This window comes from Morganella sp. TYF_1 (assembly GCF_043105645.1).
GTDB classification, from domain to species: domain Bacteria; phylum Pseudomonadota; class Gammaproteobacteria; order Enterobacterales; family Enterobacteriaceae; genus Morganella; species Morganella morganii_B.
On record NZ_JBICLU010000015.1, the window covers coordinates 142,147 to 157,966 of the forward strand.

General features: G+C 52.8%; 14 protein-coding genes. 11 read left to right on the forward strand and 3 right to left on the reverse strand.

What is annotated here, in order from left to right; genetic code table 11:
• Position 1 precedes the first annotated feature (1 nt).
• Positions 2-430, reverse strand: coding sequence for an EamA family transporter (locus tag ACF8OF_RS06020; RefSeq protein ID WP_279798168.1), 429 nt, complete (start codon positions 428-430; stop codon positions 2-4).
• A gap of 274 nt (positions 431-704) precedes the next feature.
• Between ACF8OF_RS06020 and ACF8OF_RS06025 the strand changes: the two genes are divergently transcribed.
• Both ACF8OF_RS06025 and ACF8OF_RS06030 read left to right on the forward strand, forming a co-directional pair.
• Positions 705-917 (forward strand): YbfA family protein, encoded by a 213-nt coding sequence (locus ACF8OF_RS06025; RefSeq protein WP_024474161.1) that lies wholly within the window; start codon positions 705-707, stop codon positions 915-917.
• Positions 918-1,044: 127 nt separating this feature from the next.
• The gene (locus tag ACF8OF_RS06030; RefSeq protein WP_392496031.1) at positions 1,045-1,788 is read left to right on the forward strand and encodes a type 2 GTP cyclohydrolase I; all 744 of its coding nucleotides are present in this window, start codon (positions 1,045-1,047) and stop codon (positions 1,786-1,788) included.
• Between the two features lie 48 nt (positions 1,789-1,836).
• Here the strand turns inward: ACF8OF_RS06030 and ACF8OF_RS06035 are convergent, their stop codons facing one another.
• Positions 1,837-2,973: a multidrug effflux MFS transporter gene (locus tag ACF8OF_RS06035; RefSeq protein ID WP_392496033.1), complete on the reverse strand. Its 1,137-nt coding sequence runs from the start codon at positions 2,971-2,973 to the stop codon at positions 1,837-1,839.
• 104 nt (positions 2,974-3,077) lie between these two features.
• Here ACF8OF_RS06035 and ACF8OF_RS06040 point away from each other — a divergent pair, with 104 nt between their 5' ends.
• A complete protein-coding gene (locus tag ACF8OF_RS06040; RefSeq protein WP_392496034.1) occupies positions 3,078-3,842 on the forward strand; it encodes an AraC family transcriptional regulator in 765 nt (254 codons plus the stop codon).
• Between the two features lie 69 nt (positions 3,843-3,911).
• Here the strand turns inward: ACF8OF_RS06040 and ACF8OF_RS06045 are convergent, their stop codons facing one another.
• Positions 3,912-5,207, reverse strand: a complete 1,296-nt coding sequence (locus ACF8OF_RS06045; RefSeq protein ID WP_025153458.1) for a citrate synthase — start codon at positions 5,205-5,207, stop codon at positions 3,912-3,914.
• 588 nt (positions 5,208-5,795) lie between these two features.
• Here ACF8OF_RS06045 and sdhC point away from each other — a divergent pair.
• From sdhC to sucD, 8 genes are all read left to right on the forward strand, one after another.
• Entirely contained in the window at positions 5,796-6,185 is a 390-nt protein-coding gene (gene sdhC / locus ACF8OF_RS06050) for a succinate dehydrogenase cytochrome b556 subunit (RefSeq protein ID WP_025153457.1), read from the forward strand.
• Positions 6,179-6,538: a succinate dehydrogenase, hydrophobic membrane anchor protein gene (gene sdhD / locus ACF8OF_RS06055; RefSeq protein ID WP_262861076.1), complete on the forward strand. Its 360-nt coding sequence runs from the start codon at positions 6,179-6,181 to the stop codon at positions 6,536-6,538. The genes sdhC and sdhD overlap by 7 nt, the downstream gene beginning before the upstream one ends.
• Complete coding sequence (gene sdhA, locus ACF8OF_RS06060) at positions 6,539-8,305, forward strand: succinate dehydrogenase flavoprotein subunit (protein WP_392496035.1); 1,767 nt, start codon at positions 6,539-6,541, stop codon at positions 8,303-8,305.
• Positions 8,306-8,339: 34 nt separating this feature from the next.
• The gene (locus ACF8OF_RS06065; RefSeq protein WP_004235644.1) at positions 8,340-9,056 is read left to right on the forward strand and encodes a succinate dehydrogenase iron-sulfur subunit; all 717 of its coding nucleotides are present in this window, start codon (positions 8,340-8,342) and stop codon (positions 9,054-9,056) included.
• Between the two features lie 462 nt (positions 9,057-9,518).
• Positions 9,519-12,323, forward strand: coding sequence for a 2-oxoglutarate dehydrogenase E1 component (gene sucA / locus ACF8OF_RS06070; RefSeq protein ID WP_025153454.1), 2,805 nt, complete (start codon positions 9,519-9,521; stop codon positions 12,321-12,323).
• A gap of 14 nt (positions 12,324-12,337) precedes the next feature.
• On the forward strand, positions 12,338-13,549 hold the full coding sequence (gene odhB, locus ACF8OF_RS06075; protein ID WP_354621345.1) for a 2-oxoglutarate dehydrogenase complex dihydrolipoyllysine-residue succinyltransferase: 1,212 nt from the start codon (positions 12,338-12,340) through the stop codon (positions 13,547-13,549).
• Between the two features lie 148 nt (positions 13,550-13,697).
• Positions 13,698-14,864: an ADP-forming succinate--CoA ligase subunit beta gene (gene sucC, locus ACF8OF_RS06080; protein WP_004235648.1), complete on the forward strand. Its 1,167-nt coding sequence runs from the start codon at positions 13,698-13,700 to the stop codon at positions 14,862-14,864.
• A complete protein-coding gene (gene sucD, locus ACF8OF_RS06085) occupies positions 14,864-15,736 on the forward strand; it encodes a succinate--CoA ligase subunit alpha (RefSeq protein ID WP_004235649.1) in 873 nt (290 codons plus the stop codon). Before sucC ends, sucD begins: the two co-directional genes overlap by 1 nt.
• Positions 15,737-15,820: the final 84 nt, after the last annotated feature.

Consider the following 15,820-nt stretch of genomic DNA (forward strand, 5'->3'; position numbering starts at 1 on the left):
TTTACCCCAGTGCAACCATCAGCGCACCGAGCGTGATCAGCGCAACGCCGCCTGCGGCAATCAGGGATATTTTTTCACCGAACAGGATCACAGCCAAAATGACGGCAAAGACCACACTCAGTTTATCAATCGGGGCAACCTGTGAAACCTGCCCGTTTTTTATCGCCATAAAATAGAACAGCCAGGAAAGCGCACCGGCAATACCGCTCAGCGCAATAAAGAACAGCGCTTTACGATTTTCGATTATTTCACTGATTAAATTCAGTTTTCCCTGAACGATGACTACACCGACTAAAAACAACGCCATAATGACGGCGCGGATTGCGGTTGCGGTATTGGCATCCAGATGCTGTAACCCCATTTTCCCGAAGACCGCAACCATGGCGGCACTGATAGCAGACAGCAGGGCATAAACCAGCCAGGCACTCATAATAAATAATTCCCATTATCAATTAGTGGTGTGAATATCATGAGGCATTTTCATTACTGTGTTAGTCTAATTTTAAAATATAAAAATGTTATCAAAATGATAAAAAATAACAATTTTGTAATTTAATTACGGGAAAGAGGCATTTCGTGCGTATCATACCGGGGATAAGTGGTCAGATGAGTGGTAAAGTTTCACCAAACGGGCTAATATGGAAGCGAAATACATTCGGTGATTATTGCCATTTTGCGATAATCCGTTATTAAGGAGGGTCTCAATGTCAACATTTCAGGCATATCCGTTGCATAAGGTTCTCTTGCGCCGTACCGGTGCAGTATCTTTAGGTATCCTGGCGTTCCCGTTTATGCTGTTCTACCGGGATCGCGCCCGCTTCTGGAGCTATCTGTACCGCGTGTGGTCCAAGACAAGTGATAAACCGGTCTGGCTGGCACGTTCAGAAAATGCGGTAAGCAGCACTCAGCAGCACTGATACCGGCATCCGGAAAGCAAAAGAGACGCCCGGCGATGTTATCGCGGGGCGTTTTTTTATGCCTGCAAATTGCTATTGGCGGGCAGGGAAGGTATGGTAAATCTATCCGCACGGACAGGAAAAATGTATGAATCATATTGAATTAGAACAGATTATTAATGAAAAGCTGGCAGTACAGGAATTTCAGGATTATGCCCCGAACGGTTTACAGGTTGAAGGGCGTAAACAGGTTCAGCGCGTGGTGACCGGCGTGACCGCCTGTCAGGCATTGCTGGATGAAGCGGTGAGACTGAATGCCGATGCAGTTCTGGTACATCACGGCTATTTCTGGAAAAACGAGCCGGTCAGTATCCGGGGCATGAAGCAGCGCCGAATCAAAACACTGCTGTGTAACGATATGAATTTATACGGTTATCACCTGCCGCTGGATGCGCATCCGGAGCTGGGTAATAACGCGAAACTGGCGCAACTGATGGGGGTCACGGTCACCGGACAGGTTGATTCGCTGCTTCCGTACGGCGAGTTCGCGCAGCCGGTCAGCGGTGAGGAACTGGCGCAGCGTTTACAGCAGGGGCTGGATCGGGAAATTCTGCATTGCGGGGATAATGCGCCTGCTCAGATTAAAACGCTGGGCTGGTGTACCGGCGGCGGTCAGGGTTTTATTCAGGCCGCCGCAGATGCGGGGCTTGACGGCTTTGTCACCGGCGAGGTGTCAGAGCAGACAATTCATATCGCCCGTGAATGCGGGATGCACTTCTTTGCTGCCGGTCACCATGCCACCGAGCGCGGCGGGATCCGTGCTCTGGGTGAATGGTTGCAGAAAACACACGGACTGGATGTCATTTTTGTGGATATCCCGAATCCTGCATAATCAGTAACATAAAAAGCCGGTCAGAAGACCGGCTTTTTACTGCGTTGTTTATGTATGTTGTACAGCCTTGCGCGGTGCGCAGAGCAGTGTCCCCGCAGCACAGACACACAGTGACATACCGAGATTCTGACTCAGCCCGGCCAGTGCCAGACCGCCGCCAATCAGCAGGTAATACATCAGACCGAGCAGCGCACCGGCAGTGCCGAGACGGTCACGGTAATCCTGTAACACACCGGCAAGAATATTCGGAATGGCGAGCCCGTAACAAATCACGATACCTGTCACCGGCAGCACAAATAAAATCGATCCGGACAACAGCCAGACCGCAGCAGCGCTGACCATACCGATGATGGCAGCAAGACGGATCAGTGAATGGTTGTGCCATCCGCGTTTAAGCAGGGCACGGTTGATCACAGAGCCGGCGGCCACACCAAGTGCGAGCAGTAATCCGCTGTAACCGAATTCCTGTTGTGTGAAACCCAGCCTGCTGAAATAAAACGGCGCTAACTGGTAGTAACTGAACAGGCTGATATTCAGAAAGGCAATCAGCAGCACGTTGCGCAGAATAAAGCGGTCACACAGCATACGACCGGCTGTTTCCGGCAGTGAAACGGACGCGATATGTGCCGGACGTGTTTCCGGTAACCGGAGTGCTGTCCATGCCAGCAGCGTCACCGCCAGTACGGCAAGTCCGGTAAAGACGCCCTGATAACCGGCAAAAGCGGTCAGTACCGCGCCGCTGAACATCCCCAGTGCCGGACTGACAGCCAGTGCTATTCCCATGACAGAAAACACTTTTGCCAGCTCATCACCACGGTAACAGTCGCGCATGATGGTTTGCGTGCCGACTGAGCCGACCGCCGCCCCGAAAGCAGACAGCATCCGCAGGATCAGTAACACACTGAAATCCTGCGTGATAACCGCACCACAGGAGGCGGCAGCGTAAAGTATCAGACCGCTCAGCATGGTGCGTCTGCGCCCGGCGATATCACATAAACGTCCCCAGGTGACCACACCGAGTGCAAAGGCGAAAAAGTACAGGGACAGTGTCTGTCCTGCCTGCGCTGCACTGACGCCGAATCCTTGTGCGATATCCGTCAGCGCCGGGCTGTAGATGGTTTCCGCTATCTGCGGAAACATCATCAGGGCAACGGCAAGTGTTAATGCGGGTTTTTGTATTGTCATTTTGTCCCCCTTTTTTGTAACTGAAATGAACGGGACGCAGATTAGCAAAAGGCGGGATGTCTTATTATAATAATAAGGACATTCTGTTTATCAAAAGGGACAATATGGCGTGGCTGAAGCAAAGTGATGCATTTGATGCGGACAGCTATTCCGCACCACTGATTGGCATTGCCGCAGAGATGGCGGCACAGCATGATTCCGGTTTTCACCGCCATCAGCGCGGACAATTGCTGTTTACCGAACGGGGGGCGATTCAGATCACCCTGACGGACACGCTCTCTGTTCTGCCACCGACGCGGGTGGCGTGGATCCCGCCGCAGATGCTGCACCGCGCGCAGATGTTTGAGGCTGTCGGTTACCGCTCGCTGTATCCGGATGCCCGGCTCAGTGCCTGTCTGCCGCCGACCTGTGAAATTTTCGGCGTATCGCCGCTGCTGCGTGAGATCCTGTTTCTCTTTGCCGGGCTGCCGTTTGACAGTAATTGGACACAACCCCGCTTACAGCATCTGCTGGCGGTGTTTCTGGATGAGCTGTTGCTGGCCGGGCGGGAAGATATGCAGTTACCACTGCCGTCGGACCGGCGGCTGAAAACCCTGGATACCCGGATACTGCCGCCGCCGCTTAATGAACTGGCATCCCGCTGCGGTGCCGGGGAAAAGACGATCACCCGGATTTTCCGGCGGGAAACCGGTATGAGTTACCAGCAGTGGCGGCAGCAGTGGCGATTAATAAAATCTGTTGAACTTTTGGCGAAAAAATACCGCAGCAGTGATATTGCACAGGCGCTCGGATTTGCCAGTGACAGCGCGTTTGTCTCTTTCTTCCGTAAGATGACCGGGAAAACACCCGGTGAATATATGGGTAAATGAATAGTCCGGAGTTAAAAATGCATAAAAAAACCCTCCGGAGAGGGTTTTATAAGGATTGATACGGTATTGTCACGATGAACAGCGTTTGGTGACTTTGGTTTCAAACGGACGCTCAGTGTAACCGGTATAAAGCTGGCGCGGACGGGCAATTTTCAGGCCGTCGTCGTGCATTTCGCTCCAGTGGGCGATCCAGCCGATGGTGCGGCCGATGGCAAAGATCACCGTGAACATATTTGACGGAATACCCAGTGCTTTCAGGATGATACCGGAGTAGAAATCCACGTTCGGGTAGAGTTTTTTCTCAATGAAGTACGGGTCGTTCAGTGCGATACGTTCCAGCTCCATCGCCACTTCCAGCAGGCTGTCATTCAGGCCCAGTTCGTTCAGCACTTCGTGACAGGTTTCGCGCATCACTTTGGCACGCGGATCATGGTTTTTGTACACGCGGTGACCGAAGCCCATCAGACGGAAAGAGTCATTTTTATCTTTCGCGCGCTCAATAAAGGCCGGGATGTGATCGACCGTCTGGATCTCTTCCAGCATACGCAGGCAGGCTTCGTTCGCGCCGCCGTGAGCAGGTCCCCACAGGGAGGCAATACCGGCTGCGATACAGGCGAACGGGTTGGCACCGGAAGAACCGGCGGTCCGGACAGTGGAAGTAGAGGCGTTCTGTTCGTGGTCTGCGTGCAGGATCAGGATTCTGTCCATGGCACGTTCCAGCACCGGATTGACCACATACTCTTCACACGGGGTGGCAAACATCATACGCAGGAAGTTAGCGGCGTAGGAAAGATTGTTCTTCGGATAGACAAACGGCTGCCCGACAGAATATTTGTAACACATTGCCGCGACAGTCGGCATTTTGGAGAGCAGACGGTAGGCCGCAATTTCGCGGTGGCGCGGATTATTCACATCCAGCGAATCATGGTAGAACGCCGCCAGTGCGCCGGTGACGCCGCAGAGCACGGCCATCGGGTGAGAGTCACGGCGGAACCCGTTGAATAAGCGGGTGATCTGCTCGTGGATCATGGTGTGGCGTTTAACGGTTTCTTTAAATTCGTCATACTCTTTCTGGTCAGGTGCTTCGCCGTACAGCAGGATATAGCACACTTCCAGATAATCAGATTTCATCGCCAGCTCTTCTATCGGGAAGCCGCGATGTAACAGGATACCTTGATCACCGTCGATATACGTGATTTTTGATTCACAGGACGCAGTGGAGGTGAAACCGGGGTCAAAGGTATAGTAGCCTTTCCCGCCGAGCGTCCGGACATCAACCACGGGCTGGCCGAGAGTCGGGCTCAGAATATCCAGATCTGTAACCCTGACGCCGTTTAGTGTCAGCTCCGCCTTTGTATTAGACATGTAGGTCTCCTTAGCGCATTTATTATTTGTTTTGCAATCTTTTGTGATAACCACTGATGCGTTACCTGAATGGATACCGTACCTGGTATTACGTTATCCGGTACGGCGCATGATGGGTTATCAGATTGTTAATGAAACTTTGTGTTGCGATAAAAGTTATGTTGTACAGCAAGATATTGTGCATTTTTTGCAAGTTACACTTTTGCATAAGTTTGCACTTACGGGAAGTCTTTCTTGCCGGTAATTGTCGTTTTAATTTTTGTATTTAACCATACTTTGTGACCCAAATGTTGTCAAAATGTCACAAGTAATAATAATGGGCGTTTTTATTGTGTGAACCGTGATCTTATTCACTGTTCTGGCTAAATCTGACCAAACATTTTGTATGGGAATTGTAATCATATTGTGAAGTCCATATACTGCCCCAAGGTCTCCGGAATTCCCTGAAGCAGGAGCACCCAGCGTAACTGAATCATTACTTTTGTAAAACAATACGGATGTGGATTTTACTTAAGGATTTTTCTTATTACCCCAGCGCTGTCTGATTTCCGCCCGGGTCCGGAGGAAGGAAAAATAATAAAGAGCTGTGTGGGCAAAATTGTGAAAAAACAACGACCTGTCAATTTAGACTTGCAGACGATCCACTTTCCGATCCCTGCAATCGCTTCAATTTTACACCGTGTCTCAGGCGTCATTACCTTTATTGCTGTAGCGATTCTGCTGTGGCTGTTAGGGCTGTCGCTGTCCTCGCCGGAAGGGTTTGCGCAGGCTGCTGATATCATGAGCGGTTTCTTCGCGAAGTTTATCCTCTGGGGCATCCTCACTGCATTGGCTTACCACATCTGCGGTGGTATTCGTCACATGTTAATGGATTTCGGAGTTGTTGATGAAACGCTGGCTGCCGGCATTTCATCCGCGAAGATTTCCATGGTTCTGACTGTGATTTTAGCCGTGTTGGCGGGGGTTCTGGTATGGTGAAAAATTCAAAAATCAGTGCGACCACGCTCGGCCGTAACGGGATACAGGATTGGTTAATTCTGCGTGCCAGCGCCATTGTGATTACACTTTATGTACTCTACCTCATCGGTTTTGTAGCTTTTACCTCCGACATCACTTATGACGTCTGGTACCGCTTCTTTACCGCATCATTCACTCAGGTGTTCACCACCCTGACACTGATCGCCGTTCTCGCCCATGCCTGGGTCGGGTTATGGCAGGTACTGACGGATTACGTCAAGTGCCTGAGCCTGCGCCTGCTGCTGCAATTTATTGTCATTATTGTACTGGCGGCTTATGTCATTTACGGTTCAATCATTGTGTGGGGTGTCTAAATGAGCTTACCTGTCAGAGAGTTTGATGCAGTTGTTATCGGTGCAGGCGGCGCAGGTATGCGCGCGGCACTTCAGATTTCTCAGTCCGGCCTGTCCTGCGCCCTGTTATCCAAAGTATTCCCGACCCGCTCTCATACCGTATCCGCCCAGGGCGGTATCACGGTGGCGCTGGGGAATACCCATCCGGATAACTGGGAATGGCACATGTACGACACCGTAAAAGGGTCGGATTACATCGGTGACCAGGACGCTATCGAATACATGTGTAAAACCGGCCCGGAAGCGGTGCTGGAACTGGAGCACATGGGGTTACCGTTCTCCCGTCTGGACGACGGCAGTATTTATCAGCGTCCGTTCGGCGGACAATCCAAAGATTTCGGGGGCGAGCAGGCAGCCCGTACTGCCGCTGCGGCTGACCGTACCGGTCACGCACTGCTGCATACGCTGTATCAGCAGAACCTGAAAAATCACACCACGATTTTCTCCGAATGGTATGCCCTCGATCTGGTGAAAAACCAGGACGGCGCCATTATGGGGACCACCGCTATCTGTATCGAAACCGGTGAAGTGGTCTATTTCAAAGCCAAAGCCACGATTCTGGCGACCGGTGGTGCAGGGCGTATCTATCAGTCCACCACCAACGCCCATATCAACACCGGTGATGGTGTCGGTATGGCGGTCCGTGCCGGTATTCCGCTGCAGGATATGGAAATGTGGCAGTTCCACCCGACCGGGATTGCCGGTGCCGGGGTGCTGGTCACTGAAGGCTGCCGTGGTGAGGGCGGTTATCTGCTCAATAAAGATGGTGAGCGCTTTATGGAGCGCTATGCACCGAACGCCAAAGATCTTGCCGGGCGTGACGTGGTTGCCCGTTCCATTATGATCGAAATCCGCGAAGGGCGGGGTTGTGACGGTCCGTGGGGACCGCATGCCAAACTGAAACTCGACCATCTGGGCAAAGAGGTGCTGGAATCCCGTCTGCCGGGTATTCTGGAACTGTCACGGACATTCGCCCACGTCGATCCGGTCAAAGAGCCAATTCCGGTTATCCCGACCTGCCACTATATGATGGGCGGCATCCCGACCAAAGTCACCGGTCAGGTTGTGACCATGAATGAGCAGGGTGAGGATGTGCTGGTGCCGGGTCTGTTCGCGGTCGGTGAAATTGCCTGTGTTTCTGTTCACGGCGCAAACCGCCTCGGCGGTAACTCACTGCTTGACCTGGTGGTCTTCGGCCGTTCAGCCGGTCTGCATCTGAAAGAATCCATTCTGGAGCAGGGCGCAATGCGTGATGCCGGTGAATCGGATGTTGATGCGGCGCTGGTGCGTCTGAACCGCTGGAACAACACCCGCAGCGGTGAGGATCCGGTTGCTATCCGCAAGGCCCTGCAATCCTGCATGCAGCACAACTTCTCGGTATTCCGCGAAGGGGATGCAATGGCCAAAGGACTGGAAGAACTGAAAGCCATTAAAGAGCGCCTGCAGTACGCGCGTCTGGATGACACCTCATCAGAATTCAACACCCAGCGCATTGAGTGTCTGGAGCTGGATAACCTGATGGAAACGGCGTATTCCACTGCAATGGCCGCTAACTTCCGTACTGAAAGCCGTGGTGCGCACAGCCGTTTTGACTATCCGGATCGTGATGATGCGAACTGGCTGTGTCATTCCCTGTACCTGCCGCAATCTGAAACCATGACACGTCGTGCGGTGAACATGCAGCCGAAGCTGCGTGATCCCTTCCCGCCGAAGATTCGTACTTACTGATGTGTGGTGATGAGGCATTTGCGGAGAGAATACTATGAAAGTTGAATTTTCAGTTTATCGCTATAACCCGGATGTGGATAACGCACCACACATGCAGAACTATCAGCTGGATGTGGAAGAAGGCCGGGACATGATGGTGCTGGATGCACTTATTCTGCTGAAAGAGCAGGATCCGAGCCTGTCATTCCGCCGCTCCTGTCGTGAAGGGGTGTGCGGTTCTGACGGCATCAATATGAACGGCAAAAACGGTCTGGCTTGTATCACACCGTTGTCGGCACTGATGAAAGGCGGCAAAAAAGTGGTGATCCGTCCGCTGCCGGGCTTACCGGTGGTGCGGGATCTGGTGGTGGATATGGGGCAGTTCTACGCGCAGTATGAAAAGATCCGCCCGTATCTGATCAACGACAACAAAAACCCGCCGGCACGTGAGCATTTGCAGTCACCGGCGCAGCGCGAAAAGCTCGATGGTCTGTACGAATGTATCCTGTGTGCCTGCTGCTCGACATCCTGCCCGTCCTTCTGGTGGAACCCGGACAAGTTTATCGGCCCGGCCGGTTTATTAGCCGCATACCGCTTCCTGACGGACAGCCGTGATACTGAGACAGAATCCCGTCTTGACGATATCAGTGATGCGTTCAGCGTATTCCGCTGTCACGGCATCATGAACTGCGTCAGTGTCTGTCCGAAAGGGCTGAATCCGACAAAAGCAATTGGTCATATTAAATCAATGTTACTGAAACGTAGTGCATAATTGACTTTATTCTGCTTAAACGATTGATAATAATAAGATGCCTGCCCGGCAGGCATCTTTTACTAACCCGTAACAATAGGCATAATCTATCGTAGTAAGTGTTAGAAGCGGCAATAAATGTAGTTAATTGTGATTAAGATGTGAGTTTTTTGGCTTAAATGTAAGTATGGTTATAGACAGCACAGGGATCTTCAGCAACGGTTATTCCGTTGCTAAAGGTTCCTCAGGGATACACAGAACATAAGATGCATAAGCACCACCCGGGAATCCTTTACGCACCGCAATGTATCGCGGTATTAGTTATCACGGCGAAAACTAAACCCGGCCTCATTCAGGTTGCAGGGCAGCGGCAGACGGGGTAATCCGCAGAACAGAGTCACTCTGTTTTCCGGACAGACACGCAGCCGGTACACCGCAGCCGGAAAGACAACGGGAATGAAGCTCTAAGCTTAAGGGATCATAATGCAGAACGGCGCACTGAAGGACTGGCTGGATTCCAGCTTTCTGGCTGGAGAAAACCAGGCCTACATAGAAGATATCTATGAAGATTATCTGAACGATCCGTCCTCCGTCGATGGAAGTTGGCGGGAGATTTTCGACTCACTGCCGAAAGCGGACATCACAGAACAACCTCATTCACAGACGCGCGACTACTTTCGTCGTCTGGCCAAAGATTCAACCCGCTACCACACCTCGGTCAGCGATCCGGCAACGGATTCCAAGCAGGTTAAAGTCCTGCAGCTTATCAACGCATTCCGCTTCCGCGGTCATCAGAATGCCAATCTTGACCCGCTCGGCCTGTGGAAACAGGAACCGGTTCCGGATCTGGACCCGGCGTTCCACAACCTGACCAAAGCCGATTTTGATGAAACCTTTAACGTCGGTTCTTTTGCCATCGGCCGTGAAACCATGCCGCTGGGTGAACTGTTTGATGCATTAAAGCGCATTTACTGCGGCTCCATCGGTGCCGAGTACATGCACATCACCAATACCGAAGAGAAACGCTGGCTCCAGCAACGTCTGGAATCCGTTGACGTCAGTAAACTGTTCAGTGCTGATGAAAAACGGCGTTTCCTGGCCGATCTGACTGCGGCTGAAGGGCTGGAGCGCTATCTCGGGGCGAAATTCCCGGGGGCAAAACGCTTCTCACTGGAAGGGGGCGATTCCCTTATTCCGATGCTGAAAGATCTTATCCGTCATGCCGGTAAGCAGGACACCCGCGAAGTGGTGCTGGGTATGGCGCACCGTGGTCGTCTGAACGTCCTGGTCAACCTGTTCGGTAAAAAACCGGCGGATCTGTTCGATGAATTTGCCGGTAAACACAAAGATCATCTGGGTACCGGTGACGTGAAATACCACCAGGGCTTCTCGTCCGATTTTGTGACAGAAGGGGCTCAGGTGCATCTGGCGCTGGCCTTTAACCCGTCTCACCTTGAGATTGTCAGCCCGGTAGTGATTGGGTCTGTCCGTGCCCGCCGTGACCGTCTGCCGCAAAATCTGAGCAAAATGGTTCTGCCGATCACCATCCACGGTGACTCCGCAGTAACCGGCCAGGGGATTGTTCAGGAAACCCTGAACATGTCACAGGCACGGGGCTATGAAGTGGGCGGGACTGTCCGTATTGTTATCAATAACCAGATTGGTTTCACCACCTCCAACCCGAAAGATACCCGGTCAACAGAATACTGTACTGACATTATGAAGATGGTACAGGCACCGATTTTCCACGTGAATGCGGATGATCCGGAAGCAGTGGCCTTTGTGACCCGTCTGGCACTGGATTTCCGTAATACCTTTAACCGCGATGTGATGATCGATCTGGTCTGCTACCGCCGTCACGGCCATAACGAGGCGGATGAGCCGAGTGCAACCCAGCCGATGATGTACCAGAAAATCAAACAGCATCCGACACCGCGTAAAATCTACGGCGATAAACTGATTGCGGAAGGGGTGGTGGCTGCCGGTGATGTGACTGAAATGGTCAATATGTACCGTGATGCCATGGATCGCGGTGACTGTGTGGTGGAAGAGTGGCGTGAAATCGGTAAAGCCGCGCTCACCTGGGAACCGTACCTGAATCACAACTGGAATGACGGCTACGCCAATAAAGTGGAACTGAAACGCCTCAGTGATCTGGCGCGCCGTATCAGTACCGTGCCGGAAGAAGTGCATATGCACCCGCGTGTCGAAAAAATCTATACCGACCGCGCGGAAATGGCGGAAGGCAACAAACTGCTCGACTGGGGTGCGGCGGAGAATCTGGCTTACGCCACGCTGGTGGATGAAGGTGTTCCGGTGCGTCTGTCCGGTGAGGATGCGGGTCGCGGTACCTTCTTCCACCGTCATGCGGTTATCCATAACCAGAGCAACGGCTCCTGTTATGTGCCGCTGATGAATGTCCATAACGCCCAGGGGCGCTTCAATGTGTGGGACTCTGTCCTGTCTGAGGAAGCGGTACTGGCCTTTGAATACGGCTATGCAACCACGGATCCGCGCGGTCTGACTATCTGGGAAGCGCAGTTTGGTGACTTTGCCAACGTGGCGCAGGTCGTGATTGACCAGTTCATCAGCTCCGGCGAACAGAAATGGGGCCGGATGTGCGGACTGGTGATGTTACTGCCGCACGGCTATGAAGGTCAGGGGCCGGAGCACTCCAGCGCCCGTCTGGAACGCTATCTCCAGCTTTGCGCCGAACAGAATATGCAGGTCTGTGTTCCGTCAACCCCGGCTCAGGTTTACCATATGCTGCGCCGTCAGGCACTGCGCGGTATGCGCCGTCCGCTGATTGTCATGTCACCGAAGTCACTGCTGCGCCATCCGCTGGCGGTCTCTTCTCTGGAAGAACTGGCCGAAGGCCGCTTTGAAGCAGTTATCGGTGAAATTGATGAGCTGAATCCGGCAGATGTGAAGCGCGTTGTGCTGTGTTCCGGTAAGGTTTACTACGATTTACTGGAGCAGCGCCGTAAGAATAATCAGACGGATGTGGCGATTATCCGTATTGAACAGCTCTATCCGTTCCCGCATGAAGATATCCATGCGATTCTCGCACCATTCAGCCATGTGAAAGATTTTGTCTGGTGTCAGGAAGAGCCGCTCAACCAGGGCGCGTGGTACTGCTGTCAGCATAATTTCCGTGATGCGGTTCCGGCAGGTGCGGCACTGCGTTATGCGGGCCGTCCGGCATCCGCCTCTCCGGCCGTGGGTTATACGTCTGTTCACCAGCAGCAACAACAAGAGCTGGTTAATGATGCACTGAACGTTGAATAAATTAAGGAAAAGCAATGAGTAGCATAGAAATTCTGGTTCCTGATCTCCCTGAGTCTGTTGCCGATGCCACGGTGGCAACCTGGCACAAAAAACCGGGTGACAGCGTCGAACGTGATGAAGTGCTGGTGGAAATTGAAACAGACAAAGTCGTGCTGGAAGTACCTGCCAGTGATTCCGGCGTTCTGGAAGCGGTGCTGGAAGAAGAAGGGGCGACGGTTCTCTCTAAACAACTGCTCGGACGCATCCGTCTGGGCGACAGCACCGGTCTGCCAGCAGAAATAAAAGAAAAAGTACAGTCCACACCGGCACAGCGTCAGAACGCCGGTCTGGATGAAGAAACCAATGATGCGGTAAGCCCGGCGGTGCGCCGCCTGCTCGCAGAGCACGGCCTGAAAGCGTCAGATATTGCCGGCAGTGGTGTCGGTGGTCGTCTGACCCGTGAAGATGTTGAGAAACACCTGGCACAGCAGCCGAAAGCACCGGAGAAAGCTGCTGCTGAGCCGGTTTCTCAGGCCGGTTTACCGCACCGCAGTGAAAAACGTGTACCGATGACCCGTCTGCGCAAGCGTGTGGCAGAGCGTCTGCTGGAAGCGAAAAACAACACCGCAATGCTGACCACCTTTAACGAGGTGAGCATGAAGCCGGTGATGGATATGCGCAAACAGTACGGCGAATCGTTTGAAAAACGCCACGGTGTGCGCCTCGGTTTCATGTCTTTCTATGTGAAAGCGGTGGTTGAGGCACTGAAACGTTATCCGGAAGTGAACGCCTCTATCGACGGTACAGATGTGGTGTATCACAACTATTTCGATATCAGTATTGCGGTCTCCACACCGCGCGGTCTGGTGACCCCGGTCCTGCGTGATGCAGATGCGCTGAGCATGGCGGAAATCGAAAAACGCATTAAAGAGCTGGCTGTCAAAGGTCAGGAAGGCAAACTGACCGTGGAAGATCTGACCGGCGGTAACTTTACCATTACCAACGGCGGGGTATTCGGCTCACTGATGTCCACACCTATCATTAACCCGCCGCAGAGTGCGATTCTGGGAATGCATGCGATTAAGGATCGTCCGATGGCGGTAAATGGTCAGGTGGTGATCCTGCCGATGATGTACCTGGCACTCTCTTATGACCACCGTCTGATTGATGGCCGTGAATCTGTCGGATTCCTCGTGACCATTAAAGAGATGTTAGAAGATCCGGCACGTTTACTGCTCGACGTGTAGTCACCCCTCATCCGGGCGGCATCGCGCTAAAACCGCCCGGCTGAACTCGCGACAGTGAATCTGTGTCCCTGCGCCGGGAAACCGGCGCTATCCAGGCAACAACAATAAGAGAGTCCGCTCTCATCAGACAAATTATGGATAGAACATCATGAATTTACACGAGTATCAGGCAAAACAACTCTTCACTCGGTATGGTTTACCTGCACCGGCAGGCTATGCCTGCTCCACACCCCGTGAAGCGGAAGAAGCAGCATCCAAAATCGGCAGCGGCCCGTGGGTCGTAAAATGCCAGGTTCATGCCGGCGGCCGCGGGAAAGCGGGCGGTGTGAAACTGGTTAAAAGCAAAGATGAAATTCGCGCGTTTGCCGAACAGTGGTTAGGCAAACGTCTGGTAACCTATCAGACAGATGCACTGGGTCAGCCTGTGCATCAGGTGCTGGTGGAAGGCGCAACAGATATTGCCAAAGAGCTTTATCTGGGTGCCGTGGTGGATCGCGGTTCACGCCGTGTGGTCTTTATGGCCTCCACTGAAGGTGGTGTCGAAATTGAGAAAGTGGCACATGAAACACCGGAACTGATCCACAAAGCGGTGATTGACCCGCTGACCGGCCCGATGCCGTATCAGGGGCGCGAACTGGCCTTTAAACTGGGTCTGACCGGTAAGTTAGTCAGCCAGTTCACCAAAATTTTTATGGGACTGGCAACCATGTTCCTGGAGCGTGACCTGGCCATGGCGGAAATCAACCCGCTGGTGATCACCACACAGGACGAACTTATCTGCCTCGACGGCAAATTAGGTATTGACGGTAACGCCCTGTACCGCCAGCCGGAACTGCGTGAAATGCATGATCCGTCACAGGAAGATGCCCGCGAAGCACAGGCTGCACAGTGGGAACTGAACTATGTGGCACTGGACGGCAATATCGGCTGTATGGTGAACGGCGCCGGTCTGGCAATGGGCACCATGGATATCGTCAAACTGCACGGCGGTGAACCGGCAAACTTCCTGGATGTCGGCGGCGGCGCAACCAAAGAACGTGTGACGGAAGCCTTTAAAATCATTCTGTCTGACGAAAACGTCAAAGCGGTCTTCGTCAATATCTTCGGCGGGATTGTCCGTTGTGACCTGATTGCGGACGGGATCATCGGTGCCGTTGAGGAAGTCGGTGTCAGCGTGCCGGTGGTTGTGCGCCTGGAAGGGAACAACGCGGAACTGGGTGCGGAAAAACTGGCGAAAAGTGGTCTGAATATTATTGCGGCAACCAGCCTGACGGATGCTGCGAAACGTGTTGTTGCAGCAGTGGGAGCGAAATAATGTCTATTTTAATCGATAAGAACACCAAAGTTATCTGTCAGGGATTCACAGGTAGCCAGGGGACTTTCCACTCTGAACAGGCAATTGCGTACGGCACCAAAATGGTCGGCGGTGTGACGCCGGGCAAAGGCGGTACAACACATTTAGGTTTACCGGTCTTTAACACGGTGCGTGACGCGGTGGAAGCCACCGGTGCGACCGCTTCTGTTATTTATGTTCCGGCACCGTTCTGCAAAGACTCCATTCTGGAAGCGATTGATGCAGGGATCAAGCTGATTATCACCATCACGGAAGGTATCCCGACTCTGGATATGCTGACCGTCAAAGTGAAGCTGGATGAAGCCGGTGTGCGGATGATCGGCCCGAACTGTCCGGGTGTTATCACTCCGGGTGAGTGCAAAATCGGGATCATGCCGGGACATATCCATCTGCCGGGTAAAGTGGGGATCGTTTCCCGTTCCGGTACGCTGACTTATGAAGCAGTGAAACAGACGACGGATGCCGGTCTGGGACAGTCCACTTGTGTGGGTATCGGTGGTGACCCGATTCCGGGCTCTAACTTTATTGATATCCTGCGTATGTTCCAGAATGACCCGCAGACAGAAGCGATTGTGATGATCGGTGAAATCGGCGGCAGTGCGGAAGAAGAAGCGGCTGCCTTTATCAAAGACCATGTCACCAAACCGGTTGTGGCGTACATTGCGGGTGTGACTGCACCGAAAGGCAAACGTATGGGTCATGCGGGGGCGATTATCGCAGGCGGAAAAGGCACCGCAGATGAGAAATTTGCGGCCCTTGAAGCTGCCGGTGTGAAGACGGTCCGCAGTCTGGCCGATATCGGTGATGCGGTAAAAGCGATTCTGAATAAATAATTTCTGCCAGTATTATACAGCCGGGGCTGGTTTCATGCCGCTTCCGGCTGTTTTTTGATCTGAACACAATTCCGCCATTTCTGC